Raw genomic sequence first — 25,882 nt, forward strand, 5'->3', positions numbered from 1 at the left:
GAGCTGGCTTGCCAGCGATAGCGGTGGGTCAGCCACCATTGATGTCGAATGTGCTGCCGTCTTCGCGGGCAAGCCCGCTCCCACAGGGGGATGAGTTGTCCCGGGATCTGCGTCTGAAACTCACAAGAAATACTTGAGATTGAACCCAACGTTGTCGCGGTCGCGAATCCCGTTGTTCTGCCCGCCGCCCCAGAAGTTGGTGTATTGCACCTCGGCTTCGAGCTTGTTCTGGTAGTTGGCCTTGATCCCCAGGGTGTAGGCCTTGCGCCCGTCGATGGTGTTGCCGGCCTGATAGCTGTTGCCCTTGAAGTCATCCTTGTAGACGACGTACGGCGAGACGTTGACCCCGGCGTACACGTCGTTCCAGGTGCCGTTGAACATCACCGTGTAGCTGTAGGAGTTGCGGTTGACCTGATCGTCACGATCACCGCCGGACACATAAGAGGTGTTGCCGGTACCGGCGTAATAGCGCGTGCTGCCGTCGTAGGCGGTGTATTGCAGGCTGCTGCCGCGCAGGTGTTCGGAGGCCAGTTCGAAAATGCCGAACATCGAGTCGAACGACAGCGTCGGGCCGAAGTTGTAGATGCTGCCCAGCGAAGTGTTGAAAGCCTCGACACGCTCGGCGTTGTTGATCTCGCTGTCGAGGGTGACCATCTGCCCGCCAACGTTGACGGGCTTGCCGGTCACTGCCACAGCGGCACCGTTGGCCAGGTCGCCGATCAAATCGTTGGTGGCTGCAATGCCGATTGGCAGGTTCGGCCGATAGGCGATCTCGCCGAACACCGAAGCCTGGCCCAAAGTGGTGTTGAAGCTGAACCCGTACATGCGAATGTCTTCGGCGTAACGCCGATGCGCCTGAATGTTGCCCATCACGTCGGCTGTCGCCAGACCATTCGCCAGCGCCCCGCCCTGACTGCCAGCGACGCTGGAGAGCATGTTGGTCAGGGCATTCATGTCGATGCCTTTGTAGCCACCGAGGTCAGCGGCGATGGTCGGCTCCTTGGCGTGGTAGTTGACCAGATACAGGCCGAACTCGGTGCTGTTGAGCTCCTCGGCGATGTAGCGAAACGCAAAGCCAAACTGACCATCGTTGCGCGCGTTGTAGTCCTTGCCGATCGACGCCACTTTCAGCGTATTGCCGTAGGCCGGCGTCACACCGTTGGCGTACAGGCCGGTGCTTTTCAGCGCCGGGCTGAGCAACGGGTTGTTGCCCAGTGCGCTGTACAGCCCGATAACGTTGCCGAAACCCGGCACCGGGGTATCAAGCGCGGTGCCGCTGAAGTTGTTGTAACCGGTGTTGCCGCCATCGGCGAACAGGTCGGTCTGCGAGTAGAACGTGCCAACCGGGTCGATGCGGGTTTCCTTCCAGTTGGTCTGGTAGAAGCTCTCCAGGGTCAGCGAATCGCTGAGGCCAATGTTGAAGCTCACGGCCTCCACCGGCATCAGCACTTCCTTGACCTCGGCCCCCGGCAAACGGTATTTCGCCGCGTCGACGGGGTTGGTGGTGTTGATCCCGCCGCGATAGAAAATCCCCTCGCCCCAGTTGAACACCTGACGCCCGACCCGCGCGGTCACCGGCATCTGCGCCACGTCCCAATTGCCGTAGACATAGGCGTCGAGCATCTCGATCCGGCTGCCGGCGATGTCGCGGGTCTGGCTGGTGAAACGGTCGTCCTGCGGATAGCTCTGGCTCGGCTGCGCCGGGTTGTTGTTGCGGTAGTAATCGTTGCGTTTGTCCATCAACTGGGTGTCGTAGAACGCCGTGCCGCGCAGGAACATCCCGTAGTTCTGGTAGTTGGCCTCAAGCTCGGAAGTGATCTTGTACACCTCGGAAACCAGCCCGGTGTCGAAGTTGCGATTGCCGTCGTTGGTGTTGACGTCATCGTTGTTCTTGTCGCGGCCCTGCACCCGCCACAAGCGACCATAGGACAGGGTCGTGTCGATCGAGCCGGTGACCTGATTGCCCAGCACGCTGAACTCGGCAGCCTGCAGCGCATCCACCGCACAGAGTTGCAGCAGCCCTGCCAGGCCGACACCGGGAAGTGCTACGCCGGTGAGGCGCAATCGAGTGTTGATCATGGGTTCCTCCTTGTTCTTATTGTTTTATGCGTGGCCGCGATGGCTACGGTGCCAGTCCCGCACGGACATAAATCCGGCTGTGCGCGCCGAAATGGCCGAGCAGTCTGAACAGCTGCTGATTGAGTGCCGGATGCTCGAACGTCTCGCGCTGCAACTGATTGCCGCTGCTGAAATCACTGGTCACCGGGGCCGTCTCCAGCCACTGGCCGATGGCGTCATCGAACGCCGCCGAGTCCTCAACCGACTCGGCGCTGACCACGTCGCGCAAGTAGTCCACCGAGTACGGCGGATACTGTTTGTCCTCGGCCACATCGCCATAGGCCGCGAGCATCGGATGCGCCTGACCGGCACGCAGCACGCGGCGCAGCCAGGTCGATTGATACTTCTCGATTTCCATATGGCGGGTGGCGACGCGCTCGATGGACGCCTGTTTGTCCTCGGCAAAACCGGCCAGCGCCTTGCCTTCCAGCAACAACAGACTCGGCAGCTCGACCCCGGGCAGCGGCTTGGCGTGATACGGCTGGGTCAGGTCCTGCACGTGGTGCACGCCCCAACCGAGAAACCGATAGCCCCAGTAAGGATGACCAGAGGCGAATGCCAAACGCGCCAGCCCCAGGTACTGATAGGCGCGCCAGTCCGGCCAACTGCGCTGAAGAAATCCGGCAGCGGCATACACCACCGGGCTTTCATGGAAGAAGCCCATGTGGAACGGCGCCTGCGAGCTGTACTGAAAACGCGCATCACCGAACGGCTGCGGGCCGAAGCCATACAGCGCGCCGACCTCACCAGGGTTGTCGCTGAACAGGTTGATGTCGTGACCGTAATCCGGCTCGTCGGCAGCACTGGCCAGCACCGCCAGCGTCGCGACTTTTTCGCCGTCCGCCACGCGAATGAAACGCTGGCGATTCCACGGTGACAGCGTCTGCTCGACCATCACCTGATCGGCGCTGAGGTGTTCGCGCTCAGGCAGGTCATGACCCGGCAGCGGCTGAATGACCATCGCCAGATGAATGCGCGGATTGAGCCGCAGCGCGGTGAGAAAATCGTGGCGCAGATTGTCGCTCGGTACGGCGGGCAGCTTCAGATTGTCGGGGCGCGGCAGGTATTGGGTGAAGTGTTCACGGGCGAAGTTTTCCTGTTGCTCCAGCAGCGCGACCACGGCCGGATACTGCTCGGCGAGAAAACGCTCCAGCGGCTCGACCTCGACCGGCGGCGCATCGCGCAGCGCCGGCAGTTCCTGCAACGCCAGATAGCTGCCCACCGTGTGGTTCGACCAGCCCCACGCCGTTGGGGCCGTTGCACAAAGCAGCAACAGGAGAAATGTCAGCTTCATTGCTTTTAATTCTTATTGGAGGTGCTGTGGGGGTTGAGCCTAACAACCGCCCCCGGCGCTGACACTGTCCGATCTCACCAGAAAAAGTCTCCGATAGCGCCATATGAAGCTCACCGCTCACCTGTGTAGGAGCTGCCGAAGGCTGCGATCTTTTGATCTTGTTTTTAAAAATCCAAGTCAAAAGATCGCAGCCTTCGGCAGCTCCTACAGGGGATTGGTGGTGTTGTTTCAGGCGGGGTAACCGGTGATTTTGCGGATGCTCTGATACAACGGTTTGAGCTGGCGATACATGCGCAGGTACACCTCTTTGTACAGACGCTCATAGACCTGCTGCGCCTCGGGCTGCGGCGTGAACACCGTGCCCACTCGCGTCATCGCAGCGATCGCCGTGGGGAAGTCCGCATACAAGCCCAACCCCACCGCACAGCAGATCGCCGCGCCCAGCCCCGACGCTTCGTACACATGCGGACGCTCTGCCGGCAGGCCGAAAATATTCGCCGTTAGCTGCATCGCCGCATCACTCTGCGAACCGCCACCGGCCACCCGCAGACGCTTGACCGACACCTTCGAACGCCTCTCGATGTTCTCCAGGCCCTGGCGCAACGCATACGCCAGCCCTTCCAGAATCGCCCGGTAAATATGCGCGCGGGTGTGCACGTCGCCGAAGCCGATCATCGCGCCTTTGGCTTCCACACCCGGCTCACGAATCCCCGGCGACCAGTACGGTTGCAGCATCAGCCCCATCGACCCCGGCGGCACCGCATTCACCAGCGCATCGAACAGTTGCTCGGGTTCAATGCCCTGCTCCTTGGCCTGCTGCATTTCGCGCAGGCCGAACTCGTTCTTGAACCAGCTGACCATCCAGTAACCGCGATAAATCATCACCTCGCAGTTGTACTGATCCGGCACCGCCGAGGGGTACGGCGGGATCAGCGGGACGATTTCCAGGTAGCGCGAGCGAGTGCTGGTGATCGTCGCCGTGGTGCCGTAGGACAGGCACACCGTGCTCGCATCGACCACGCCGGAGCCGACCACTTCGCAGGCCTTGTCAGCGCCCGCGGCAATCAGCGGCAGACCCTCGGGAATCCCCGTGTGGCGGCTCGCTTCAGCGCTGATGTAGCCGAGGGTTTCACCGGGTTTGTGCAAGGTCGGCAATTGCTCCGCACGCACCGCCAACGCCTGCCATTTCCAGTCACTGGGCGCGGCCCATTTCAGGCGTTTGAAGTCGAACGGCAGGTAGCCGACGCAGCAGCCGACCGAGTCGACAAAGCGCCCACACAAGCGATGAGTGAGAAAGCCCGAGAGCAGCAGAAACTTGTCGGTCGCCGCCCAGACTTCAGGCTGGTGTCTGGCGATCCAGTTGGCCTCGGCCTGCGCGCGAAAATAATCCACCGTGGCCTGCGCGCCGACCAGTTTGAACAGCCAGCCCCACGGTCCCTTGATCCCGCCCTCGACTTCACTCTGGCGCTGATCGAGCCACAGAATCGCCGGGCGCAGCGGCTTGCCCTGAGCATCGACGTTGATCACCGTGCCGCGCTGGGTGGTCAGCGACACCCCGGCAATCTGCGAGCGATCAATCCCGGTTTGCGTCCACACCTGCTGGCAGGCCTCGCCGAGTTTCGCCCAGTAATATTCCGGGTCCTGCTCGGCCCAGCCCGGTTGCGTCGAGTAGTACGCCTGCAATTCGACCTTGCCTTTGCCGAGCAAATTGCCCTGCAAATCGAAAAGCAATGCGCGCACGCTCTGGGTGCCGTTGTCGATCGCCAGCAGGTAGCGCTTGTTCGAGTGGTTATCCATGGCGCTCTCTTCAAGGGGCATCAAGGCGTGGCATCCGGCAGACCGTGATGGCGTTGCCACAACGCCCGGTAACGCTGCAGCTCTTGTTGCCAGTGTGCATCGTCCCAGCCCAGGCGGGGCTGACAGAGTTGGCGGATGGCCGCGAAATGCGCTTCGCCACCGCGCGCCAGCAACAGTCCCAGACGGGTACGACGCAGCAATAGATCATCGAGGTGCAGCACCATTTCCGCCTCACAGGCGAAGGCCAGTTCTGCCCACAAGGTGTCGGTGTTACCGACCGTTTCGTGACCCAACTCGGCGATCAACTGCGCCAGTCGCGGCAGATCGCGGCCGTGTCTGCCGGCCAGCCGTCGCCACTGTTGCGGGCTGAGTCCGGGGATCGGCCGTGGCGCTACGGCGGCAAAAACGGCGGCGCCATCATCTTCGAAATCGCGGCCAAGCATATCGGCACAGGCCTTGAGCACTTCGATGGCTTGCGGGCGAAACGTCGTCAGCTTGCCGCCGGCCAACGTGACGCACCCCGGTTCCTGCCACAGCACATGTTCACGGGTTTCATTCGACGGCTTGCCTTGCTGTTCACCCGTCGCGCTGCCCACCACCGGACGCACGCCGGACCAGGTCGACAGCACATCGCTCGCCGTCACTTCGGCACCGGGAAATTGTTGCGTGCAAGCCGCCAGCAGATAGTCGAGTTCTTCGGCGCTGATGCTCGCGCTCTGGTCCAGATTCTCGCGATGATCGAGATCCGTAGTGCCGACCACCGTCGCCCCTTCCCACGGAAAAACGAACACCGGCCGACGGTCGCGCTCATGCAGAAACGTGAACGCCTGCGCCACCGGCAAACGCCAGCCCGGCAGCAGCAGATGACTGCCGCGCAAAGGCCGCAGTTGTCGTGGTGCCTCGGGCAACCGCAAGCGCTCAGCCCATGCCCCGGTCGCCACCGCCAGTACGCCGCAACGCAATTGCAGCGACCCACCCGCTTCGCAATCTTCGACCTGCACCCCGCACACCCGACCGTTTTCGCGAAGCAGATGTTCGACGCACACCCCGTTGAGCACCGCCGCGCCATCGGCCCGCGCTTCGTGCAACACGCGCATCACCAGCCGTGCGTCATCGGTCAGTGCATCAATAAAACAGGTGCCACCCAGCAGCTGGGTTTCCTTCACCCCCGGCGCGAGAAAACGCATTTGCTGCGCGTCATGAAATCGATGGCTGCGCCGCCCCGCCAATGCGTCATAAACCGACAACAGGCCACCAAGCACACGCGGCCCGGGAAAGCCGCCGCGATAGTGCGGCATCATGAAACTCATCGGTTCAACCAGCCCCGGCGCTTCGTCGAGCAGGCGCTGACGCTCGCGCACTGAATCACGGGTCAGCCGCCACTGGCCCTTGGCGATGTAACGCAAACCGCCATGAACCATTTTCGATGATCGGCTGGAGGTGCCCCAGGCGAAATCCCGTTGCTCCAGCAGCAGACAACGCCAACCGCGCCGCGCCGCTTCGCGCAGAATGCCGGCACCGCTGATGCCACCGCCGATGACGATCAGGTCCCACGTTTCGTCGGCCAATGTCGGCAAGGCTTGCTGGCGCCACGCGGCGTTCCAGTCCGGGTGCATGGCCGTCACTCCTGCAACAGCGTGCCGGGGTTGAGGCGCCCGGCCGGATCGAAGTGCCTGCTCAGCGCCTGCAAGGTGTCCATCGCCAGCGCGCCTTTCTCGCGCGGCAGGTACGGCGCGTGATCCTTACCGACGCCGTGCTGGTGGCTGATGGTGCCGTGGTTGTCGACGATGGTCTGGCTGGCCGCGTGCTTGAGTGCCTGCCAGCGCGCCAGCGTCGCCGGATAATCCGCCGCCGGGCGAAATACATACGTGGTGTAGATACTCGAGCCTTCGCCATAGACGTGGGAAAGATGAGTGAACACATGCACCCGTTCGCCCTCTGCCGCCAAAGCGTCACGCAGGCTGTTTTCGATCAGGTTGAGCAGATTGTCGACGTTGCTCCAGTCGGTGGCGGTTTCCAGAGTGTCGACCACATAACCGGCGTTCCACAGGTTCTCGCGCAGATAGGGGAAACGAAAGCGGTTCTGCGCCCATTTCTTGCCGAGCAAAGTACCGGTGAAAACACCGCCGAAGGCTTTCAGATGCTGGCGCGCCTGGCTCAGCGACAGCGCGTTTTGCCGACGGTTGCCGGTCACGCCGAAGGTCAGCAGGCACTTGCCTTCACCGGCGCCGCGCAGGTTCAGATATTTTTCCAGCCAGGCGATCTGCTGCGGATGCCCGGCCAGCGCCAGTTGGGTTTCGGTCTCCACCGCGTTCGACAAACGCAGCATCGACAGCGGCACGCGTGCCTGGGCCAATTGGCGGATCGCTTGCAGCGCCTTGCTCCAGTTGGGCAGAAACACCCCGTAAAAACGCTCATCGGCCGGCAGCGGACTGACCCGTACCTTGACCTCAGAAATGATCCCGAAACGGCCTTCGCATCCGAGCACCACTTCGCGCAGATCAGGCCCCGCCGCCGAGGCTGGGAAGGTCGGAATTCCCAATGGCCCGGCGAAAGTTTCCAGGGTGCCGCCAGCGAACAATTGCTCGATGCGCCCGTAGCGCAACGACTGCTGACCGCTGGAGCGACTGGCAACCCAACCACCCAGCGTCGACAACTCCCACGACTGCGGGAAATGCCCCAGCGTGTAGCCGCGAGCGCGCAGCTGACTTTCCACCTGCGGGCCACTGGCACCGGGGCCGAACGTTGCCAATTGGCTGGCCTCGTCGAGGTCGATCAAGCGATTCATCCGCGCCAGCGACACAGTCACCACCGGTCGCGTCGAATCCGGCGGGTTGATGTGCCCGGCCACCGAGGTGCCACCGCCATAAGGAATCAGGCACAGGTCCTGTTCATGGGCGAGCGCCAGCAATTGGCGGATCTGCTCGGCGGTTTCCGGGAACGCCACCGCATCCGGATAGATGCCCAGCGCACCTTCGCGCAACGCCAGCCAATCCGGCAGGCTCTGGCCCCGGGCGTGCAGCAGGCGGTCATGGGCATCGACGCTGTACAAGGTGTGCGCCGCCAATCGCGAGAGCGGCACCCGCGCCAAAGCCGACTCCAGCGTGGCATCGGGTAGCGCGCGCCCGGCCCCCAACCGTTCATGGAGAAAACTCGCGCCCTGGGCCGGCAGTTCGACCACCGTGGTTGCATCCCCCCAGCCGTTCCAGCGTCGCATGCGTGTGTCCTTCTTATGCAGTCTGATCAGTGATGTGGCAGGCCTCCATACTAGTCAGCGGCCGCAAAGTGTCACGGTCGCATCCGGCCAGTTCGAGTAGCCAATTGAGTCAAACGTCGCGCAAGTGCCAGCCATTTACTTTAGTCGGGGTTTCAAATTACCTTTCAGCCATTCATTCGCTCACGCAGGCCTTGATCAAGGGATTCGGATCATGCAATCGCTCGGCTTCACCTCGGTTCCGCCGCTGCTCAAATACGTGCGCCATGCCGAGCAACTGGGCATGGCCATCGAGCCGGCGTTGGCCGCTGCCGGACTGCAGGCGCAGCAACTGAGCGACAACAGCCTGCGCCTGCCGGGCGAAACCCATGAGCGCCTGCTCGATTACTTCTGCGAGCACTCGGGCGATCCGCTGTTTGGTCTCAACGCGGCCAATTTCGTCCTGCCCAATTCCTGGAGCGTGCTCGGTTACATCACCATGAACTGCGCGACCCTGGGCGATGCGATGAGCCGGATCATGCCGTTCGAAAAACTGGTGGGCGACATGGGCGTCAGCCGCGCCGAAGTGCAGGACGGCCATGTGCATCTGATCTGGACTTGCCGCTACGAGCGTCCGCGAATTCGCCGGCATCTGGTGGAAAACGTTCTTGGCTCATGGCTGCAATACGCGCGCTGGATCGCCGACACGCAAATGTCGCCCGCCGCCGTGTGGCTGGAACATCCATGCCCGGCAGACGCTACGCAGGCGCAGTACGAAGCGTTTTTCGATTGCCCGGTGCTGTTCGATCAGGCCTATTCGGCGCTGATCGTGCCACTGGCGTATCTGCAATTACCGCTGCGTCAGGCCGATGCGCAATTGCTGCGTACCCTGGAAGAACACGCGATGGGCTTGATGGCGACGCTGGAGGATGCGTCGCTGGAGCAGCGGGTCAAAAGCATCCTGCGCCAGTTGCTCAAGGAAGGCTTGCCGCGCAAGGAACAGGTGGCCGAGCAGCTCGCGGTGTCGGTGCGCACGTTGCAACGCCAGTTGCATCAGGCGGGGACGTCGTATCAGCAGATTCTCGATGACTTGCGTCAGGAGCTGGCTGAGCATTATTTGCTCAACAGCACGTTGCCGATTCAGGACATTGCGCAGTATCTGGGGTTTACCGAGCCGCGGTCGTTCCATCGCACGTTCAAGAGCCGGCGCGGGATGCCGCCGGGGGAGTTTCGGCAGATGCATCGTGGGTGACTGGACTGGCCTCATCGCTGGCAAGCCAGCTCCCACAGTGACCGGGTCGTACACAAAATCTGCGGCTCGCACATAACCCTGTGGGAGCTGGCTTGCCAGCGATGGCGCCAGTGGCCACACCAAAAACCCGACAGACAATTCCTCAATTTCAGCGGCCGATAAACCCGCTGCAGCCCCAGTGTTTAAAGACACTCAGTGTTACGCCCTACTGCCTACAAATCCTTGCGCCGCTGCCTACGGCTACGCCAGAATCCGCCGGCTTGTGCGTCCCGGAGGCCGTCGGTAACTTGAATCCGTCACTGATTTCCAGTGATCGGGTTTAGTAGCCCGTGGTAATTCTGCTGGTCGTACACTCATCACAGGTGCTCTCGTACCTGAGCTTGATGGTGGCTGTATGTAGGGCGCTTCGGCGCGCCGGCTTAAGCTGAGTTCCCCGGTCTACTAACCTGCGTACAGCTGCCACCCTTTCGTTTAGTAGCAAAAGGGTTGGCGCTCAATGACGGGAACACAGCCTATGTTCAAAGTTACGCCAAACCCACCGGACACTGGTCCGGCCTCCCCCTACGAATCCCCCGAATCAAGGAAATTCCACGAAGCCGCCGAGCGCGCCCTCGACCACTACCTCGGCCCACCGAGACCCGCGATCATGGCCACCCCGTACCAGCCCAATCGCCTCTACATGGCCAACCCGGCCAGCGGCACCGAACCGTTGCTGGCCGACGCCTGCGAATCCCTTGGCTCGGCCACCGTGATGCTCAACGACTTCGCCGGGCTGCTGGAAGGCTCGCACCGCAAGACCCTGCAAGGCATCGCGCAGGTGGTGATGGTGGCGGAAATCGCCGTCAATCGGGTGCTGGATCAGTTAGTGCCAACCGAGTAACGAAAAAGCCCGCGGCAAAACCTTAGTGGTTTGGCAGCGGGCTTTTTTGTATGGCGTGAATCTTTTTCCCTCACCCCAACCCTCTCCCGGAGGGAGAGGGGGCCGATCGAGGGATGCTCGCGAGACACACCGACCTGAAAATGCTGCTGTGAATGCACAATCGCAGCGGATCATTCAGGTCGATATACAGCGCAAGACACCTCGGTCAGTCCCCTCTCCCTCTGGGAGAGGGTTAGGGTGAGGGGCTCTTCTCAGCTCAGACACTGATCGCGTTGGTAAACACCAACCGATTACCAAACGGATCAGCAATCGTCATGTCCTGACTGCCCCACGGCATCGCCTGAATCTGTGGGTGCGAGAACTTGTAGTCCTTGGCCACCAATTGCTGCTGAAACACCTCCAGCTCATCGGTCTCGATGCGCAGCGCCGAACCCGGGGTCGCATCGCCATGATGCTCGGACAGGTGCAGCACGCACTCGCCACGCGACACCTGCAGATACAGCGGGAAGTTCGCTTCGAAACGATGCTGCCAGTCGATCTTGAAGCCGAGGAAATCGACGTAAAATTCCAACGCCTTGGCTTCATCGAAGATCCGCAGGATCGGGGTGGTTTTGCCGAAGCTCATGGGGTGCTCCCTGACTGGTTGGCCCAAGAGTGTAGCCGGGCTGGATGTCAGCAATTCGGCTTGGTTTCGACATTCTTTAATCTCAGAGTGCCACTATGAGACGTAGATCAAAAGATCGCAGCCTTCGGCAGCTCCTACAGGGGTTTTTCAATCATTGAAAACCTTCACGTAAATCCCCGTTCCGCGCCAGAAATCGTCCTTCCCGACGACCGTTCGCCTGTCCGTCGCGATAACTCAACACGCCATTGACCCACACCCCGTCAATCCCCTGCGCCGCCCGCTGCGGATCATGGAAATCCGCCACATCTCGCACCGTCAAAGGATCGAACAACACCAGATCCGCCCAGTTTCCCTCGCGAATCTCGCCGCGCTCTTTCAAGCCAAACCGCGCCGCCGACAGGCCGGTCATCTTGTGCACGGCGGTGTGCAGCGGAAACAGCCCGACATCACGACTGAAATGTCCAAGCACTCGTGGGAAAGCGCCCCACAGGCGCGGATGCGGGAACGGATCTTCCGGCAGTCCGTCAGAACCAACCATCGACAATGGATGCGCGAGGATTTTTCGTACATCCGCCTCGTCCATGCCGTAGTACACCGCGCCCGCCGGTTGCAGGCGCTTGGCGGCTTCGAGCAGTGGCACGTTCCATTCGGCGGCGATGTCGATCAGGTCGCGTCCGCTGACTTCAGGATGCGGCGTCGACCAGGTGATGGTGATGCGGTGAGCATCGGTGACTTGCTTCAGATCCAGCGTCGAAGAACTCGCCGCGTAGGGATAGCAATCGCATCCTACGTGCTGGGTTTTCGCTGCTTGCTCCAACGCCGCGAGCAACTGCGGACTGCGCCCCCAATTACCGACACCGGCACATTTGAGGTGGGAAATGATCACCGGTGACCGCGAGTGACGGCCAATGCCGAACGCTTCGTCCATCGCCTCCAGCACCGGTTCGAACTCACTGCGCAAGTGGGTGGTGTACACCGCGCCGAACGCGGTCAGTTCTTCGGTCAGTTGCTTCACTTCGTCGGTGGAGGCGTTGTAGGCGCTAGCGTAGGCCAGGCCTGTGGATAAACCGAGCGCGCCGGCTTCAAGGCTTTCACGCAATTGCTCGCGCATCGCGACGATTTCGTCTGGCGTGGCGGTGCGGAACAGGTCGTCGAGGTGATTGCTGCGCAGCGCGGTGTGGCCGACCAGTGCGGCGACGTTCAGCGTGGTATTCGCCGCTTCGACGGCGGCGCGGTAATCGCTGAAACGTGGGTAAACGAATGCGGCAGCGCTGCCGAGCAGGTTCATCGGGTCCGGCGGATTGCCTTTCAAGCTGACCGGCGAGGCGCTGATCCCGCAGTTGCCGACGATCACCGTGGTCACGCCCTGGCTGAGCTTGGACAGCATCTGCGGCTGGCGGATGACCACGGTGTCGTCGTGGGTGTGCACGTCGATGAAACCCGGGGCGAGCACGCGGCCGGCGGCGTCAATTTCTTCCGTGGCGCGGGCATCGTGCAAGTCGCCGATGCGTTCGATGCGCCCGTCGAGAATCGCCACATCGGCGCGGTAGCCGGGCGTGTTGCTGCCATCGATGACGGTGGCGTTGCGGATCAGCGTGTCGTACTGCATGTCTGTCTCCCGGCGGGAGTCAGCGTCAACTCCTGCCCTTGATCAAATGGTGATCGAAGCCCTGCTCCACCAGATACCGCCAGGCTACCTGAACCTCTTCGGGGATGGCCTGCTCGACCTGAAATCCCAGCGAAGGGTAAACCATGATGCGGTGTACATCGCCGACCATTTCGTCGATCAGGCCCAAGACCCCGATCAGGTTGCTGACGTCATCAGGAAAACCGAACGACGGCGCATCAACAAAGGCTTCCAGTCCGGGCCACTGCACGGGCAGGGTCAACGCCACGCGCCGGATCGAATTGGGCTTGGTCAGAAACGTCGCGCGGCGCACGTCGGGAAACATCGCTCGGGCGAACGCGATGTTTTCAGCAAAATTGGTCGCGCGGGTTTCCAGGGTGAACTGCTGCGCCGTCACCCCTTGCGCCAGGGCACGTTGGGCAAAAATATCGGCTTCGGTGCGTTCCCACAAATGCCGGGTCCAGTTGCCGGTGCTGCCGGTGAACAACAGGTGCGGTGCCACGCCGTCTTTCAACAGTTGGCAGGCGTAATCGCAGACCCGCAAGTCGTAGGAGCCGCAGACCACGATCAGTTCACAAGCGCTGTGTTGGCGCCCCGCACCGAGGAATTTCCAGAGCACGCTGGCGTGCTGCAACGTCAATGTCATGACCGGGCAAACCTCTGGGTCGGGTGCGCGTTGATGAACAGCGCTCCATCGGCATAACCGTGCGCGCCCCTGCCGTCGAGCCTAAGCGCAAGTCGAGTGAAATCGGCATACAGGCCTGCGGCGCCATGCGCGGTCAGCGTCGGGTCGTCGCCAATGCCGATACACAGCGCACCGCTGCTGATCGCAGACTGCACACCGCTGACCGAGTCTTCGAAGACCAGGCATTCATCACTTTGCCGGCCCAGTTGTGCTGCGGCCAGTCGATAGGGATCGGGTGCCGGTTTACCGCTGCGCACGTCGTCGCGGCAGATGATGCTGTCGAACGCCGAAGTCAGGTCGTGTTGCTGCAACACGTGCTCGACCCGCGCCCGCCAACTGCTGGTGACCAGCGCCAGGGGTACGGCGTGCTCGCGGAGTCGGGCGATCAACGTCGCGACGCCCGGCACCAGCGCACAGTTCGTCACCTGCTCGATGGCGTCGACTTCACGCTTGATCGCCACCTGCTGCGCTTCATCGAACTCGGCGAACAAGGTCTTGAGGGTGTAACCGCCGGGACGGCCGTGGATGTGCTGGTCGATGAACGCCTGATCGACGTTGATCCCGTACTCGCGCGCCACGGTGGTCCAGGCGTGTTCAATCACCTCGCGCGACTGGATGAGCACGCCGTCCATATCAAAGCAGACGGCTGTAAACGTTTGTTGAGCCATAAGTTGCACTTCGCATTTTCTGATGAGCAATGAACGCCAGCACCGTTCCGACCAAAGCGAACAGCGCCATCACGTAGTAAGACCACTGCGGTTGGGTCTGGTACAGGTAGCCGGCGAAAGGTGTGGCCAGGCCCATGGGCAAGGCCACTGCCAGGGAGTAATAAACCCCTTGAGTAAAGACCTGAATATCCGGCGGTGCCTGGTCGCGAATAAAGCGCATGATCGCTGCGTGGTAGGCGGCAAAACTCAGCGCGTGCAGGCACTGACCCAAGAGGATCAGCGACACCGCGTCGCTGTTGGAAAACAGCGCCCAGCGCAGTGCCGCACAGACGCTGGAAAACATCACCAACGACAACGGCGCGCAAAACGCCAGGACCTTGTTGGACAGCGCGAACCAGGTGATTTCCGCAATCACCGCCACCGCCCAGAACATGCCGATCGCCGAGGAAGAAAAGCCCTTCACCCCCCAACCGATCGAAGCCGTGGAAAAGTACAGGGTGTGACTCAGTTGAATGAAGCTGGCGGCGGCAATCGCGATCAGCAAACTCTTGTGTGCCAATAGCGCCCGCCAGTCCGGCCGTTTGCGCGCCGGGCCGGGCGGCGCCAGATGCGCCCGCGACACTTGGCGCTTCAGGCGCAGACAGGCCACGGCGGTGAGTAACATGCTCGCCGCGATCACCAGCGGCACCCACGACTGGCTGTACTGCGCAAACAGAAAGCCGCCGAGGGTCGAGGTCAGGATAAAAGCCGAAGAGCCCACCGCCCGCACCCAGCCGTAATTCTGCAGGGCCAGTTTGTCGCGCTTGAGCAGATAGGATTCGGACAGCGGCAGCACCACCATCCACACCCCGCCAAACAGCACACTCAGGCACACGAACATCCACAAATGCGCCGGGATGAAGTAGAACAGCAACGTACACAGCGCGGCGGTAACGCTCAGAACAGCGGCGAGCCGCAACTGATCCACGCGCCAGTCGGCCACGTAGGTGATCAGCACCCCGGTCACCACCTGCGGCCAATACGCCGCAGCGATCAGCAAGCCGATTTCACTGGCACTGAAACCCAGCGAATCGAGCCAGGTCGGCCAGAACGGATAGATGATCCCTTCCGCCGCAAAGAACCCGAAAAAGATTAAATACATGCGTCAACCATACGCCCGGTACTCCTGAAACAGGGCTCCCCGGGGAGCCCTGAATACCATCCATTTATTCGAAGCGTTGTTGAGTAAAGCTGTTTCTGCCCTTGCGCCAGACAATCAGCGATTCACTCATGACCACCAGATCGACCATGCCTTCTTTCAGCGCATCCAGTGCGTCCTGGGATGAGCAAACGATCGGTTCTTCATGGCGGTTGAACGAGGTGTTGATCAAGGCTGCCTGACCGGTTTTCTGGTGCCAGGCCGTCAGCAGGCGATGCATGAACGGGTCACTTTGCGGGCGAATGATCTGCGGGCGCGCGGTGCCGTCGATGTGCACCACGGCCGGACTCGCCTCGCGAAATTGCGGATGGCAGTCGTAGGTCATGGTCATGGTGTCGGCGGCCACCTGCTGCTCGTCCCAACCGACGTAGCAGGCCGGCGCCTGCTCGATGGCGGTGACCGGGCCGAAGGGCATGAACTCGGTGCGGTGCATGCGTTTGTTCAGCCAGTCGTTCACCTCGGCATCCTGCGCGTGATAGACGATGCTGCGGTTGCACAGCGAGCGTGGGCCGAACTCCATCTTGCCCTTGAACATGCCCAACACCTGATTTTCCGTCAGGGCCTCGGTCAGTACCTCGATGATGTTCGACGGCGTGTGATAACCGAGTTCAGGGTAGTCACGAATGATCAGGTTGATGTTCTGCGAAACGCTGCGCGATTGCGGGCCAAGCATCATCGACGGATTCTTGAAACGGGTGCCGTTTTCCAGGTACGCGACGCCGACTGCCGCCGCCAGTGCCAAGCCGCCATCGCCCATGCACGGCAGCACGTAGACGTCTTTGACGCCCGGAATCTCGCGCAGGCGCTGGTTGAGTTTGACGTTGCCAAACACGCCGCCGGCCAGGCACAGGTTGGCAGTGCCGCGCTGCGCCAGATGATGGCTGACGGTGGCCACCAGCAGGTCTTCGCTGTGACGCTGCACGGCGGCGGCGATGTCTTCGGGGGTTTCCCGGGCAAACAAGGTTTCCAGCGGCTCGCTGTAGGTGTTGTAGGACGGCAGGAACATATCGCCGCAGCGCGCTTTGATACGGCCGTCTTCGAAACGGATCATCTGCTGCATCACGCCCAGCAGTTTCTGCGGATCACCGAATGCAGCCAGACCGGTGACCTTGCCTTCGTGGCGGTTGGGCTTGTAACCGAGCAGGTGGGTGATCCGGCCATAGAAATAACCGAGGCTGTCGATGCTGGTTTCGCGTTGCAGCACCGTGGTTTCTGTCGAGCTGTACCAGGTGACGGTCAGCGACTGGAAATCGCCGCGTCCGTCGCAGGTCAGGGTCAACGCGTCGTCGAACGGCGAGCAGACATAGGCGCCGAGCGCATGGCACTCGTGGTGATCGATGTAATACGCCTTGCCCTGCAAACCGTTGTCGACAATGAACTGGTCGAATTCGCCGCGTTTTTCCTTGTCGTTGTTGATTTCATCGGTCACCCGCTGGCGGAACTGCGCCAGCCCCTGGGGGTTGTTCCTGACCTCCTCGACAATGCGATCAAAGTACAGCTCCAGGTGTTTGTCGGCACTGAACCCGGCGTTCCATCCATAGGCGACATGATCGACGTCTTCCAGCGACACGCCGGCCTGGCTCAACACAAACTCGATGGACTTGGCCGGCCAGATTTTATGGTCCTTGATCCGGGTGAAACGCTCTTCGCTGACCGCCGAAAGAATCTGACCGTCACGTACCAGGCAAGCACCCGCCAAATCATTATTCGTAATACCCAAAATGATCATAACTATTCCTTGTTTTCGCCAATTGAGGTGACGGCTTCGCCCACGCGCGTAGCGTGCAATGCAATAACCAGAGTCAATGACAGATGCCGGCCGTCATGGCCGACCATTACTCATCGGGAGATCGCGGATTCATGTGTGTCCGCCGGGGGGATACGCCTTTACGAGAAGGCATCAATGGGTGTCGCCATCGCAAATTCCTTTTGCCAGAAAAACTCCATGGGTGGTGCCGTGCTGAACGGGCCTCATGCCTGCAACACATAGAGCGCGACATGCATCGCAGCCGCCCTCGTTTCACCGCGGTAGCAGCCTAGCCGGTAATTTCCCGAGCGCCCGGACAAGTCCCCGCTAAAAATTAAATCCCACTGGCATGCGGCGTATTTGCGGGGGTTTACCGGGACAAAAAAAACGGGCGATGACGGCGTGCCAGCCGACTATTCTGTCGTTTGAGCCAGCGCTTTCGCGAGCAGGCTCGCTCCTACAGGTTGATTGCATTCCGTCAGTCAGAATGCGGTTCACTTGTGGGAGCCAGCCTGCTGGCGATGGCGGCGTAACATCCAACACAGATGCTGACTGGTCGACCGCTATCGCTGGCAAGCCAGCTCCCACAGATTCGGTGGTGTTTGGATGGTTTGTGTAGGGCTCACACCATCTCGTTACGAATCCAGTCCACCACCGACGTTCGCTTCGGCGCCCAGCCCAGCAGTTCGCGGGCGTGTTTGCCACGTACACGGCTGTTGGAGCCGAGGCCGTAGTTGGCCATTTCATAGCCCCACTCGGCTTCGGCGTCTTGCAGTGGCCAGTCCTGTGGCTCGCCGAGATTCAGCGCTTCGGCCATGGCTGTGGTCATGTCGATGAACGAGGCTTCGCCGCTTTCGACGAAGTAGAAGGTGCCCGGTACATTTTTGGTCAGCGCCAGCAGGTACAGGGCGACGACGTCTTCGATGTGCACGTTGGACCAGATGTTCTGGCCCGTGCCGACATGCCGCACCACGCCGCTTTTGCGCGCTTGTTTGAGCAGACGCGGCAACTGCACGCTGTCGCGATTGACGCCCAGGCTGTGGCCGTAGATCAAGGTGTTGCAGATCACTGCCGAGTTCACGCCATCCTGCGCGGCGGCGAGGATCAGGTTGTCGATGGCCACGCGCGCCGCCTTGTCGACGGTCGGCTCCGGCAGGTTGTCTTCGTAGTAGATGACGTCGCTGGACTTGCCGCCCGAGGCATCGCCGACGATGCTCGAACCGCTGGTGTGCAGGAACACTTTGTTAGAACCGCGCATGGCATCGAGCAACGCTTCGACTGCACCGCGATGGTCACTGCTGGCGGCGTTGATCACCGCATCGGCGGCGCGGGCCTGATCGGCCAGCAATGTGCTGTCTTCGAGGGTGCCGATCACCGGTGTGATGCCCAATGCCTTGAGTTCATCGGCCTGTTCGGCGCTGCGCACCAGGCCCGTAACACTGTGCCCGGCCTGAGCCAGACCGGTGGCGATGGAACCGCCGATAAAACCGGCGGCGCCGGTGATGAATACGTTCATGGAGAAACTCCCTGCGTGAATAAGTGATGCAGCGAGTATCGACCGGTCACCTCGATGGAAAAACCCGCCCTCGCCCAAATCACTGTTGCGCAGGGGTCACGAATCAGCCCTTGAAATCGGCGTTGGCGTACGCCGCGAGTTTGCTCTGGATGAAGTCGAGAAAGCACTGAATGCGCAGCGCCAGTTGCGAGTTACGGTAGTACACCGCGTTGATCGGCTGACGATAACCGCTGTTGAATTCCGCCAGCAGCACCTTGAGGCGTCCGGCGCGGATGTCGTCGATGGTCATGAAGTGCGACAGGCAGGCAATGCCCTGCCCCTCCAGCGCCAGATGTCGCACGGTCTCGCCACTGGAGGCGCTGATGGCCGGGGTGATCGGCCAACGGTCACCGTGCACGTAGCGCAGCGGCCACTGGTTGAGGCCTTCGTTGTGAGTGAAACCGAGCAAGGTGTGTTCGCTCAAGTCGGCAACCTGCTGCGGCGCGCCGTGCTTTTCCAGATACGCCGGGCTGGCGACGATCAGCAGCGGGCTGCAACCCAGTGAGCGCGCATGCAACGTCGAGTCGGCAAGAGTGCCGATGCGGATGGCGACGTCGGTGCTTTGTTCCAGCAGGTCAATGATCAGGTCATTGCTGTTGAGTTCGAGCTGGATGTCCGGGTACAGGCCACGGAATTCGTCGATGTACGGCACGATGGCGTGCAGCATGAACGGCGACGCGGCGTTGATCCGCAGGCGCCCGGACGGGGTTTGCTGGCGTGACGACAGACGCTCTTCGAGGGCGTCCATCTGGTCGAGAATCAGCTTGGCCTGCTCGAAGAAATACTTGCCCTCCTCGGTCAGGTCCATGCGCCGCGTGGTGCGGTTGATCAGCGTGGTGTCGAGCTTGGCTTCGAGTCGCGACAAGGTGCGGCTGACCGCCGACGGCGTCTGCCCGACCTGCTCGGCGGCGGCGGAAATCGAACCGCACTCGATCACGCAGACGAAAATCTGCAATTCATCGGATCTGGCTTTCACGGAAACTCTCTAATCGAATGCGTATTCATCGTGGCGAGGGAGCTTGCTCCCGCTGGAGTGCGCAGCGCTCCCCTGCGATTCAGGTAGAAGCGAGGGCCGCTACGCAGCCCAGCGGGAGCAAGCTCCCTCGCCACAGGATTTGGCCAAGCTATTCGATAGTAGCCCGAAACCATTCAAGCCTTGAGAGCAAACACCTGTTTCAGATGCTGCTCATACCGCGCCACATCATTCTCGATGTTCGGCCGCTTCATCACGTCCACACACAAAAACGTCGGCAACCCGCTCATGCCCAAAAACTCGTTGGCCTTGTGGAACGGGAAATACACCGCATCCACACCCTTGGCTTCAAAGAAATCGGTCGGGTCATCAAACGCCTGCTGCGGTGCGTTCCAAGTCAGCGACAGCATGTACTGCTTGCCCTGAATCAGGCCGCCGCTGCCGTACTTCTGCGAAGAGTCGGAACGGGTGCGACCATCGCTGGCATAGAGGCTGCCATGGCCTTCGGTGAAGACTTCGTCGATGTACTTTTTCACGGTCCACGGCGCGCCCATCCACCAGCCCGGCATCTGATAAATGATCACGTCGGCCCAGAGGAATTTCGCCACTTCTTCAGCGACGTCGTAACCCTCATCGATGAAAGTGGTTTTGACATCCAGACCACCGCGATCCAGCACGCTCAGTGCAGTTTCGTGCAGGGTGGCGTTGTATCGACCGTCGGAGTGGGCGAATTTTTTGCCGCCATTGAGCAACAGCACTTTTTTCATGAGAACGCCTCGCGCAGCCAGTGGGCTGGAGAAAGATTGGAAAACGAATGGCGGCAGGTTAACCATCCCTCTCGCGCGGAATAAGCCGTGTCGGCGCAAAATACATTTGATCAAAAAGCACGAATCGAATGCCGATTGTTGCAATAGCATTCTCGGCCATCTGCATTTGAGGAGTTGTTTCGATGAGTGAACGCCACGGTTTCATCCTGCACGCCAAGACCCGCCCGGGAAAAGCCGAGGCCTTCGAAGCGCTGTTTCGCGCCTATGTCGAGCCGAGCCGCGCCGAGCCCGGCTGCATCGAGTACCACATGCTGCGCGACAAGGAAGACCCGACGCTGTTCATCTTTTACGAGATCTGGGAAAGCCAGGCGCATCTGGACGTGCACTCGAACCTGCCGCACATGCGCGAGTTTTTCGACAACCGCATGACGTACCTGGAGCGCGATTTCGATATCCGTCGGATCGACATGCTCAGCACTTCTTCGGCTAGCCGCTGATCAGCAAATGGGCGCCGAGTGCGCCCAGTCCGATAAAGAACACCCGCTTGAACAGCACGGCACTGATGCGCTGACGCAACCACTGCCCGAACCACATGCCCAGCATCGCCGGGATCAGCACCAGCAGCGAGGCGCTCAATTCGCCACTGCCCAGTGCGCCGCGCCAGAACAAGCCTGCGGCCAGCGCCAGGGTCGAAACGGTGAACGACAGGCCCAGCGCCTGCACCAGTTCATCGCGCTGCAAACCCAACGCTTGCAGGTACGGCACCGCCGGAATCACGAACACACCGGTAGTCGAGGTGATGACGCCGGTGATCAGCCCGCACAGCGGACCGAGCCACGGCTCATGCCGAGGATTGACCCGCAGCGTCGGCAGCAGCAACCCGCTCAACGCATACAGCAGCAACGCCGCGCCCAGCCCACGCACCACCCAATGTCCACCCGCCATGCCGATCGACAGCGTGCCGACGGCGGTGCCGAGGAAGATCATCAGCAGCAGCGGCCACAGGCGTTTGATCAGCGCCTGCAGATGCCCGCCGAACGCGAGTTGCCAGAGGTTGGTCAGTGTCGCCGGAATGATCAGCAGCGCCGCTGCCTGTGATGGCGCCATAGCCAGACCGAGCAGGCCCATGGCAACAGTGGGCAGGCCGAGGCCGATCACGCCTTTGACCAGGCCGGCCATTATGAAGGTGGCGATGACCAGTAAGGACAAGGCCAGACCCAGGTTTTGATAGAAATCGGCGAGTGCGTTCATGGCGCTACTGTGCGCCTTTGCGGGTGTACTGAAAATCTGCCATATACTGAGGCTGCCTCTTCCAATACAAGAGGCTTGGTATTTGATTAGGGCTTCTGGCCTCATCGCTGGCAAGCCAGCTCCCACAGGTTTCAGTGTGGACTACAGGATTTGTGCACAACACACAATCCTGTGGGAGCTGGCTTGCCAGCGATAGGGCTCGCCCGGACACCACAAAAACCACAGGCTGCCCCATGCACTTCGACCTCACCGACCTGCGCCTCTACCTGCACATCCTCGACAGCGGCAACATCACCGCCGGCGCCGCGCGCAGTCATTTGTCACTGGCCGCCGCCAGTGCGCGGATTCGCGCGATGGAAGCCTCGCTGGGCACCGAGTTTCTGCACCGCGGCCGCCGTGGTGTGACCCCGACACCCGCGGGCAAGGCACTGGCGCAACATGCGCGCGTGCTGCTGCAGCAGTCCGAGCGCATGCAGCAGGATCTGGCGGATTACGCTCAGGGGGTGAAAGGTCAGGTGCGGCTGCTGTGCAACACCACCGCGATCACCGAATACCTGCCGGAGGCACTGGCGGACTTTTTGCGCGACCATCCCAACCTCGACATCGATCTGCAGGAGTTGCCCAGCGCGCGCATCACCCATGCGTTACGCCAAGGGGCGGCGGATCTGGGGATCGTGTCCGACGCGGTGGACAGCTCAGACCTGCAGACGCTGCCGTTTCGGCATGATCCGTTGGCACTGATCCTGCCCTTCGGGCATCCGTTGTCTGACGGCGCCGAGGTCAGTTTCAGCGACGCCCTGCAACATGACTTTGTAGGGCTGCGCGCCGACAGTGCACTGGCGGTGTACCTGGAAGAACAAGCACTGCACAGCGGTTCGCGGATGCAGATCCGCATCCGCGCCGACGGTTTCGACGGGGTCATGCGCATGGTCGCCCGAGGTGCCGGGCTGGCAATTATGCCGCTGGCCGCTGTCGAGCGGGCCGCGTTGCGGTCGTTCAAATGGGTTGCGCTCAATGAAACGTGGGCACGCCGCACGCTCATGCTGTGCGCCAGGGACTTCACCGCGTTGCCCAATTACGCCCGGGCGTTGTTACACGCGCTCACCGATCCGCGCGTTTCTGAGCAGCCCGATGTCGACCCCAGACAACTGACCGACAAGCAGGGGCTATAGGGTTCGACTTCAAATCCTTCTGCCCGGAGTCCACATGACCGCGACCGCCCCCATCACCGTTCTGCGCGACACCCATCCACTGCCGGTACTCGATGCCTGCAAATGGGAAAAACTCGAAGGCGACCCGCACACCGTCAACCTCAACGCCTACACCAGCGAAGACGGCAGCAAGATCATGGGCACCTGGATCTGCACACCGGGCAAATGGCGCGTCGATTATGTGAAGTGGGAGTACTGCCATTTCCAGGAAGGCTACTGCGTCATCACCCCGGACGGCATGGCGCCGATTCACCTGCGAGCCGGCGACATCTTCGTGGTTGAACCGGGGATGAAAGGCACCTGGGAAGTGGTCGAGACCGTGCGCAAATATTTCGTCTTCGCCTGACACGCAAAAGATCGCAGCCTTCGGCAGCTCCTACAGGGTGTTCATCTTGCCCATGCAGGAGCTGCCGAAGGCTGCGATCTTTTTTGCCTCACAAAAAAACCTGTGGCGAGGGAGCTTGCTCCCGCTCGGCTGCGCAGCAGTCGTAAATTCAGTCAATGCGGTTTTTCTGAAGAACCGCATTGACCGGGTTTGGGTCTGCTACGCAGACCAGCGGGAGCAAGCTCCCTCGCCACAAAGAATCGCACCCCGCGGCATTACTGCGGCTTGCGATAGCTGTTGATAATCGCCGAGAAATCCTTGCCCCCCTCCCCGCGCTGGCTCATCGCCTGATACAACTGCTGCGCCACAGCGCCGAGCACCACCGGTTGATGCGCCTGACGCGCCGCCTCGGTCGCCAGGCCCAGATCCTTGAGCATCAGTTCGGCGCCGAAACCACCGGTGTAACCGCGCGAGGCCGGCGCCGTTTCGACGATGCCCGGCCACGGGTTGTACATTTCCGAACTCCAGCAACGCCCGGTCGAACTGTTGATGATCCCGGCCAGCACCGTGGTGTCGATCCCCAACGCATCGCCCAGCGCCATCGCTTCGCTGACGCCGACCATCGAGATCGCCAGCAGCAGGTTGTTGCAAATCTTGGCGATCTGCCCGGTGCCGACTTCACCGCAATGCACGATGTTGCGCCCCATCTGCGCCAGCACCGGCTGCAGGGTGGCGAACAGTTCCGGGGTGGCGCCGACCATGAAGGTCAGCGTGCCAGCGGTTGCGCCGCCGGTACCACCGGAGACCGGTGCATCAGCCATGGCCACGCCTTGTTTGGCAGCCGCAGCGGCGACATCGCGGGCGGTCTGCGGATCGATGGTGCTGCAATCCACCGCCGGCACACCTTTGCCAATGCCGGCCAGCACACCGTCCTCACTCAGCCAGACGCTGCGCACATGTACCGCCGCCGGGAGCATGGTGATCACCAGTTCGGCGTCTTCGGCGGCTTCACGGGCCGAGGCGCGGATGGTGCCGCCCAGTTGTTCAAGCTCCGCCAGCACGGTTTTGTTCAGGTCCACCAGATTCAGCGCGTGGCCGGCCTTGATCAGGTTGCGCGCCATCGGCGCGCCCATGTTGCCCAGACCGATAAATGCGATTTTCATGGCGATTCCTCAGCGCAGGTTGATGGTGGTGTTCACGCCGTCGTTGACGCTGTCGTCATCGAACCAGCGCGCCGTGACCGTTTTGGTCTGGGTGTAGAACTGCACCACTTGCTTGCCGTACGGGCCGAGGTCGCCGAGTTTCGAACCACGGGAACCGGTGAAACTGAAGAACGGCACCGGCACTGGAATCGGGATGTTGATACCGACCTGGCCGACGTCGATTTCCGTCTGAAATTTGCGCGCCGCCGCACCGCTCTGGGTGAACAGGCCGGTGCCGTTGCCGAACGGGTTGGCGTTGACCAGCGCGATGGCTTGATCGAGGGTGTCGACTTCCAGCACCACCAGCACCGGACCGAAGATTTCCTGGGTGTAGATCTGCATGTCGGTGGTCACGCCCGAGAACAGGGTCGGGCCGACGAAGTTGCCTTGCTCGTAGCCCGGCACCTTGATGTCGCGACCATCGAGTTCAAGCTTGGCGCCTTCCTTGATGCCGCTTTCGATCAGGTCGAGAATCCGCGCCTTGGCTTTCTTCGAGATCACCGGACCCACATCGGTACCCGCCTCGCTGCCGGCGTTGACCTTGAGTTTCTGCGCCAGCGCTTTCAGATCCGGCAGCCATTGTTTCGCCGCACCGACCAGCACCACCACCGAGGTGGCCATGCAACGCTGACCGGCCGCACCGAAACCGGCACCGACCAAGGCATTCAGCGCTTGCTCGCGATTGGCGTCCGGCAGCACCACGGCATGGTTCTTCGCGCCCATCATCGATTGCACGCGTTTGCCGTGCTTGCCAGCCAGGTCGTAAACGTGAGTACCGACCGCCGTCGAACCAACGAACGATACGGCTTTGATGTCCTTGTGGGTGCACAGGCCATCAACCACGTCCTTGCCACCGTGCACCACGTTGAGCACGCCCGCCGGAACGCCAGCCTCAATCGCCAGCTCCACCAGCAGCATGGTCGACAGCGGATCCTGTTCCGAAGGTTTCAAGACGAAGGTGTTGCCGCAGGCGATCGCCATCGGGAACATCCACAGCGGAATCATCGCCGGGAAGTTGAACGGGGTGATGCCGGCGCACACGCCGATCGGCTGGCGCAGGGTGTAGGTATCGACGCCACCGGCCACGTTTTCGGCGAATTCGCCCATTTGCAGGGTGCCGATGGAGCAGGCGTGTTCGACCACTTCCAGGCCACGGAAAATGTCGCCCTCGGCGTCGGCAATGGTCTTGCCCTGCTCGGCGCTCAGCACCACGGCGATGCGTTTGGAGTGCTCGCGAATCAGCGCCTGCAGCTTGAGCATGATGCGCATGCGCGCGCCGATCGGGGTCAGTTTCCAGGTCTGGAACGCGCGGTGCGCGGCACTGATGGCGGCATCGACTTCAGCGGCGGTGGCGAACGGTACTTTGGCCAGCACTTGCTGAGTCGCCGGGTTGACGATGTCGTGCCACTCGGTGGTCTGCGATTCGATCCACTCGCCGTCGATCAGCAGCTTGACCTTCTGGACCGTGGTTTCGTTGGGCGTAAGCGATGCGTTCATGCTGGTCTCCGAAACTT

General features: G+C 61.4%; 22 protein-coding genes. 5 read left to right on the plus strand and 17 right to left on the minus strand.

Annotated elements, in window-relative coordinates:
• Positions 1 to 120: 120 nt before the first annotated feature.
• The 5 genes from ACU680_RS10485 to ACU680_RS10505 form a co-directional block, all read right to left on the minus strand.
• Positions 121 to 2,079, minus strand: a complete 1,959-nt coding sequence (locus ACU680_RS10485; protein ID WP_448179393.1) for a DUF1302 domain-containing protein — start codon at positions 2,077 to 2,079, stop codon at positions 121 to 123.
• 43 nt (positions 2,080 to 2,122) lie between these two features.
• Positions 2,123 to 3,412 (minus strand): phospholipase C/P1 nuclease family protein, encoded by a 1,290-nt coding sequence (locus tag ACU680_RS10490; RefSeq protein WP_448179394.1) that lies wholly within the window; start codon positions 3,410 to 3,412, stop codon positions 2,123 to 2,125.
• A gap of 228 nt (positions 3,413 to 3,640) precedes the next feature.
• Positions 3,641 to 5,209: an FGGY-family carbohydrate kinase gene (locus ACU680_RS10495; protein WP_448179395.1), complete on the minus strand. Its 1,569-nt coding sequence runs from the start codon at positions 5,207 to 5,209 to the stop codon at positions 3,641 to 3,643.
• A 20-nt stretch (positions 5,210 to 5,229) separates the two neighbouring features.
• The gene (locus ACU680_RS10500; RefSeq protein WP_448179396.1) at positions 5,230 to 6,825 is read right to left on the minus strand and encodes a glycerol-3-phosphate dehydrogenase/oxidase; all 1,596 of its coding nucleotides are present in this window, start codon (positions 6,823 to 6,825) and stop codon (positions 5,230 to 5,232) included.
• Positions 6,826 to 6,830: 5 nt separating this feature from the next.
• Positions 6,831 to 8,426: an FAD-binding oxidoreductase gene (locus ACU680_RS10505; protein WP_448179397.1), complete on the minus strand. Its 1,596-nt coding sequence runs from the start codon at positions 8,424 to 8,426 to the stop codon at positions 6,831 to 6,833.
• A gap of 211 nt (positions 8,427 to 8,637) precedes the next feature.
• Between ACU680_RS10505 and gliR the strand changes: the two genes are divergently transcribed.
• Positions 8,638 to 9,654, plus strand: a complete 1,017-nt coding sequence (gene gliR / locus ACU680_RS10510; RefSeq protein ID WP_448179398.1) for an AraC family transcriptional regulator GliR — start codon at positions 8,638 to 8,640, stop codon at positions 9,652 to 9,654.
• Positions 9,655 to 10,168: 514 nt separating this feature from the next.
• Entirely contained in the window at positions 10,169 to 10,534 is a 366-nt protein-coding gene (locus ACU680_RS10515; RefSeq protein WP_095139853.1) for a DUF6124 family protein, read from the plus strand.
• Between the two features lie 256 nt (positions 10,535 to 10,790).
• On the opposite strand, the gene ACU680_RS10520 is transcribed toward ACU680_RS10515, so the two are convergent.
• The 9 genes from ACU680_RS10520 to mdaB form a co-directional block, all read right to left on the minus strand.
• Positions 10,791 to 11,159 (minus strand): glyoxalase superfamily protein, encoded by a 369-nt coding sequence (locus ACU680_RS10520; protein ID WP_367082995.1) that lies wholly within the window; start codon positions 11,157 to 11,159, stop codon positions 10,791 to 10,793.
• A 151-nt stretch (positions 11,160 to 11,310) separates the two neighbouring features.
• Positions 11,311 to 12,768: an N-acyl-D-amino-acid deacylase family protein gene (locus tag ACU680_RS10525; RefSeq protein ID WP_448179399.1), complete on the minus strand. Its 1,458-nt coding sequence runs from the start codon at positions 12,766 to 12,768 to the stop codon at positions 11,311 to 11,313.
• A gap of 25 nt (positions 12,769 to 12,793) precedes the next feature.
• A complete protein-coding gene (locus ACU680_RS10530; protein ID WP_448179400.1) occupies positions 12,794 to 13,432 on the minus strand; it encodes a YdcF family protein in 639 nt (212 codons plus the stop codon).
• The gene (locus ACU680_RS10535; protein ID WP_448179401.1) at positions 13,429 to 14,139 is read right to left on the minus strand and encodes an HAD family hydrolase; all 711 of its coding nucleotides are present in this window, start codon (positions 14,137 to 14,139) and stop codon (positions 13,429 to 13,431) included. The genes ACU680_RS10530 and ACU680_RS10535 overlap by 4 nt, the downstream gene beginning before the upstream one ends.
• Positions 14,105 to 15,280, minus strand: a complete 1,176-nt coding sequence (locus ACU680_RS10540; RefSeq protein WP_448179402.1) for an MFS transporter — start codon at positions 15,278 to 15,280, stop codon at positions 14,105 to 14,107. Before ACU680_RS10540 ends, ACU680_RS10535 begins: the two co-directional genes overlap by 35 nt.
• A gap of 64 nt (positions 15,281 to 15,344) precedes the next feature.
• A complete protein-coding gene (locus ACU680_RS10545) occupies positions 15,345 to 17,066 on the minus strand; it encodes a carbamoyltransferase family protein (RefSeq protein ID WP_448179403.1) in 1,722 nt (573 codons plus the stop codon).
• A gap of 640 nt (positions 17,067 to 17,706) precedes the next feature.
• Positions 17,707 to 18,600 carry an NAD-dependent epimerase/dehydratase family protein gene (locus tag ACU680_RS10550; protein ID WP_448179404.1) on the minus strand — a complete coding sequence of 298 codons (894 nt, stop codon included), beginning with the start codon at positions 18,598 to 18,600 and terminating at the stop codon, positions 17,707 to 17,709.
• 103 nt (positions 18,601 to 18,703) lie between these two features.
• On the minus strand, positions 18,704 to 19,615 hold the full coding sequence (locus tag ACU680_RS10555) for a LysR family transcriptional regulator (protein WP_096795294.1): 912 nt from the start codon (positions 19,613 to 19,615) through the stop codon (positions 18,704 to 18,706).
• 173 nt (positions 19,616 to 19,788) lie between these two features.
• Complete coding sequence (gene mdaB, locus ACU680_RS10560) at positions 19,789 to 20,379, minus strand: NADPH:quinone oxidoreductase MdaB (protein ID WP_367082982.1); 591 nt, start codon at positions 20,377 to 20,379, stop codon at positions 19,789 to 19,791.
• Positions 20,380 to 20,561: 182 nt separating this feature from the next.
• Here mdaB and ACU680_RS10565 point away from each other — a divergent pair, with 182 nt between their 5' ends.
• Complete coding sequence (locus ACU680_RS10565; protein WP_448179405.1) at positions 20,562 to 20,876, plus strand: putative quinol monooxygenase; 315 nt, start codon at positions 20,562 to 20,564, stop codon at positions 20,874 to 20,876.
• Here ACU680_RS10565 and ACU680_RS10570 read toward each other — a convergent pair.
• Positions 20,866 to 21,630 carry a sulfite exporter TauE/SafE family protein gene (locus tag ACU680_RS10570; protein ID WP_448179406.1) on the minus strand — a complete coding sequence of 255 codons (765 nt, stop codon included), beginning with the start codon at positions 21,628 to 21,630 and terminating at the stop codon, positions 20,866 to 20,868. The two genes, ACU680_RS10565 and ACU680_RS10570, sit on opposite strands and share 11 nt — an antisense overlap.
• 233 nt (positions 21,631 to 21,863) lie before the next feature.
• On the opposite strand from ACU680_RS10570, the gene ACU680_RS10575 reads away from it, so the two are divergent.
• Entirely contained in the window at positions 21,864 to 22,802 is a 939-nt protein-coding gene (locus ACU680_RS10575) for a LysR family transcriptional regulator (RefSeq protein ID WP_448179407.1), read from the plus strand.
• Between the two features lie 34 nt (positions 22,803 to 22,836).
• Positions 22,837 to 23,187, plus strand: coding sequence for a cupin domain-containing protein (locus ACU680_RS10580; protein WP_016770579.1), 351 nt, complete (start codon positions 22,837 to 22,839; stop codon positions 23,185 to 23,187).
• Positions 23,188 to 23,441: 254 nt separating this feature from the next.
• Here ACU680_RS10580 and mmsB read toward each other — a convergent pair whose 3' ends face one another.
• On the minus strand, positions 23,442 to 24,329 hold the full coding sequence (gene mmsB, locus ACU680_RS10585; protein ID WP_448179408.1) for a 3-hydroxyisobutyrate dehydrogenase: 888 nt from the start codon (positions 24,327 to 24,329) through the stop codon (positions 23,442 to 23,444).
• A gap of 9 nt (positions 24,330 to 24,338) precedes the next feature.
• Entirely contained in the window at positions 24,339 to 25,865 is a 1,527-nt protein-coding gene (locus ACU680_RS10590; RefSeq protein ID WP_448179409.1) for a CoA-acylating methylmalonate-semialdehyde dehydrogenase, read from the minus strand.
• Between the last annotated feature and the right edge of the window lie 17 nt (positions 25,866 to 25,882).

This window comes from Pseudomonas sp. LF020, assembly GCF_053456425.1.

Coding starts and splice junctions, on each gene's coding strand:
- ACU680_RS10485 (WP_448179393.1), bottom strand. CDS start 2,079: ATGATCAACACTCGATTGCGCCTCACCGGCGTAGCACTTCCCGGTGTC.
- ACU680_RS10490 (WP_448179394.1), bottom strand. CDS start 3,412: ATGAAGCTGACATTTCTCCTGTTGCTGCTTTGTGCAACGGCCCCAACG.
- ACU680_RS10495 (WP_448179395.1), bottom strand. CDS start 5,209: ATGGATAACCACTCGAACAAGCGCTACCTGCTGGCGATCGACAACGGC.
- ACU680_RS10500 (WP_448179396.1), bottom strand. CDS start 6,825: ATGCACCCGGACTGGAACGCCGCGTGGCGCCAGCAAGCCTTGCCGACA.
- ACU680_RS10505 (WP_448179397.1), bottom strand. CDS start 8,426: ATGCGACGCTGGAACGGCTGGGGGGATGCAACCACGGTGGTCGAACTG.
- gliR (WP_448179398.1), top strand. CDS start 8,638: ATGCAATCGCTCGGCTTCACCTCGGTTCCGCCGCTGCTCAAATACGTG.
- ACU680_RS10515 (WP_095139853.1), top strand. CDS start 10,169: ATGTTCAAAGTTACGCCAAACCCACCGGACACTGGTCCGGCCTCCCCC.
- ACU680_RS10520 (WP_367082995.1), bottom strand. CDS start 11,159: ATGAGCTTCGGCAAAACCACCCCGATCCTGCGGATCTTCGATGAAGCC.
- ACU680_RS10525 (WP_448179399.1), bottom strand. CDS start 12,768: ATGCAGTACGACACGCTGATCCGCAACGCCACCGTCATCGATGGCAGC.
- ACU680_RS10530 (WP_448179400.1), bottom strand. CDS start 13,432: ATGACATTGACGTTGCAGCACGCCAGCGTGCTCTGGAAATTCCTCGGT.
- ACU680_RS10535 (WP_448179401.1), bottom strand. CDS start 14,139: ATGGCTCAACAAACGTTTACAGCCGTCTGCTTTGATATGGACGGCGTG.
- ACU680_RS10540 (WP_448179402.1), bottom strand. CDS start 15,280: ATGTATTTAATCTTTTTCGGGTTCTTTGCGGCGGAAGGGATCATCTAT.
- ACU680_RS10545 (WP_448179403.1), bottom strand. CDS start 17,066: ATGATCATTTTGGGTATTACGAATAATGATTTGGCGGGTGCTTGCCTG.
- ACU680_RS10550 (WP_448179404.1), bottom strand. CDS start 18,600: ATGAACGTATTCATCACCGGCGCCGCCGGTTTTATCGGCGGTTCCATC.
- mdaB (WP_367082982.1), bottom strand. CDS start 20,379: ATGAAAAAAGTGCTGTTGCTCAATGGCGGCAAAAAATTCGCCCACTCC.
- ACU680_RS10565 (WP_448179405.1), top strand. CDS start 20,562: ATGAGTGAACGCCACGGTTTCATCCTGCACGCCAAGACCCGCCCGGGA.
- ACU680_RS10570 (WP_448179406.1), bottom strand. CDS start 21,630: ATGAACGCACTCGCCGATTTCTATCAAAACCTGGGTCTGGCCTTGTCC.
- ACU680_RS10575 (WP_448179407.1), top strand. CDS start 21,864: ATGCACTTCGACCTCACCGACCTGCGCCTCTACCTGCACATCCTCGAC.
- ACU680_RS10580 (WP_016770579.1), top strand. CDS start 22,837: ATGACCGCGACCGCCCCCATCACCGTTCTGCGCGACACCCATCCACTG.
- mmsB (WP_448179408.1), bottom strand. CDS start 24,329: ATGAAAATCGCATTTATCGGTCTGGGCAACATGGGCGCGCCGATGGCG.
- ACU680_RS10590 (WP_448179409.1), bottom strand. CDS start 25,865: ATGAACGCATCGCTTACGCCCAACGAAACCACGGTCCAGAAGGTCAAG.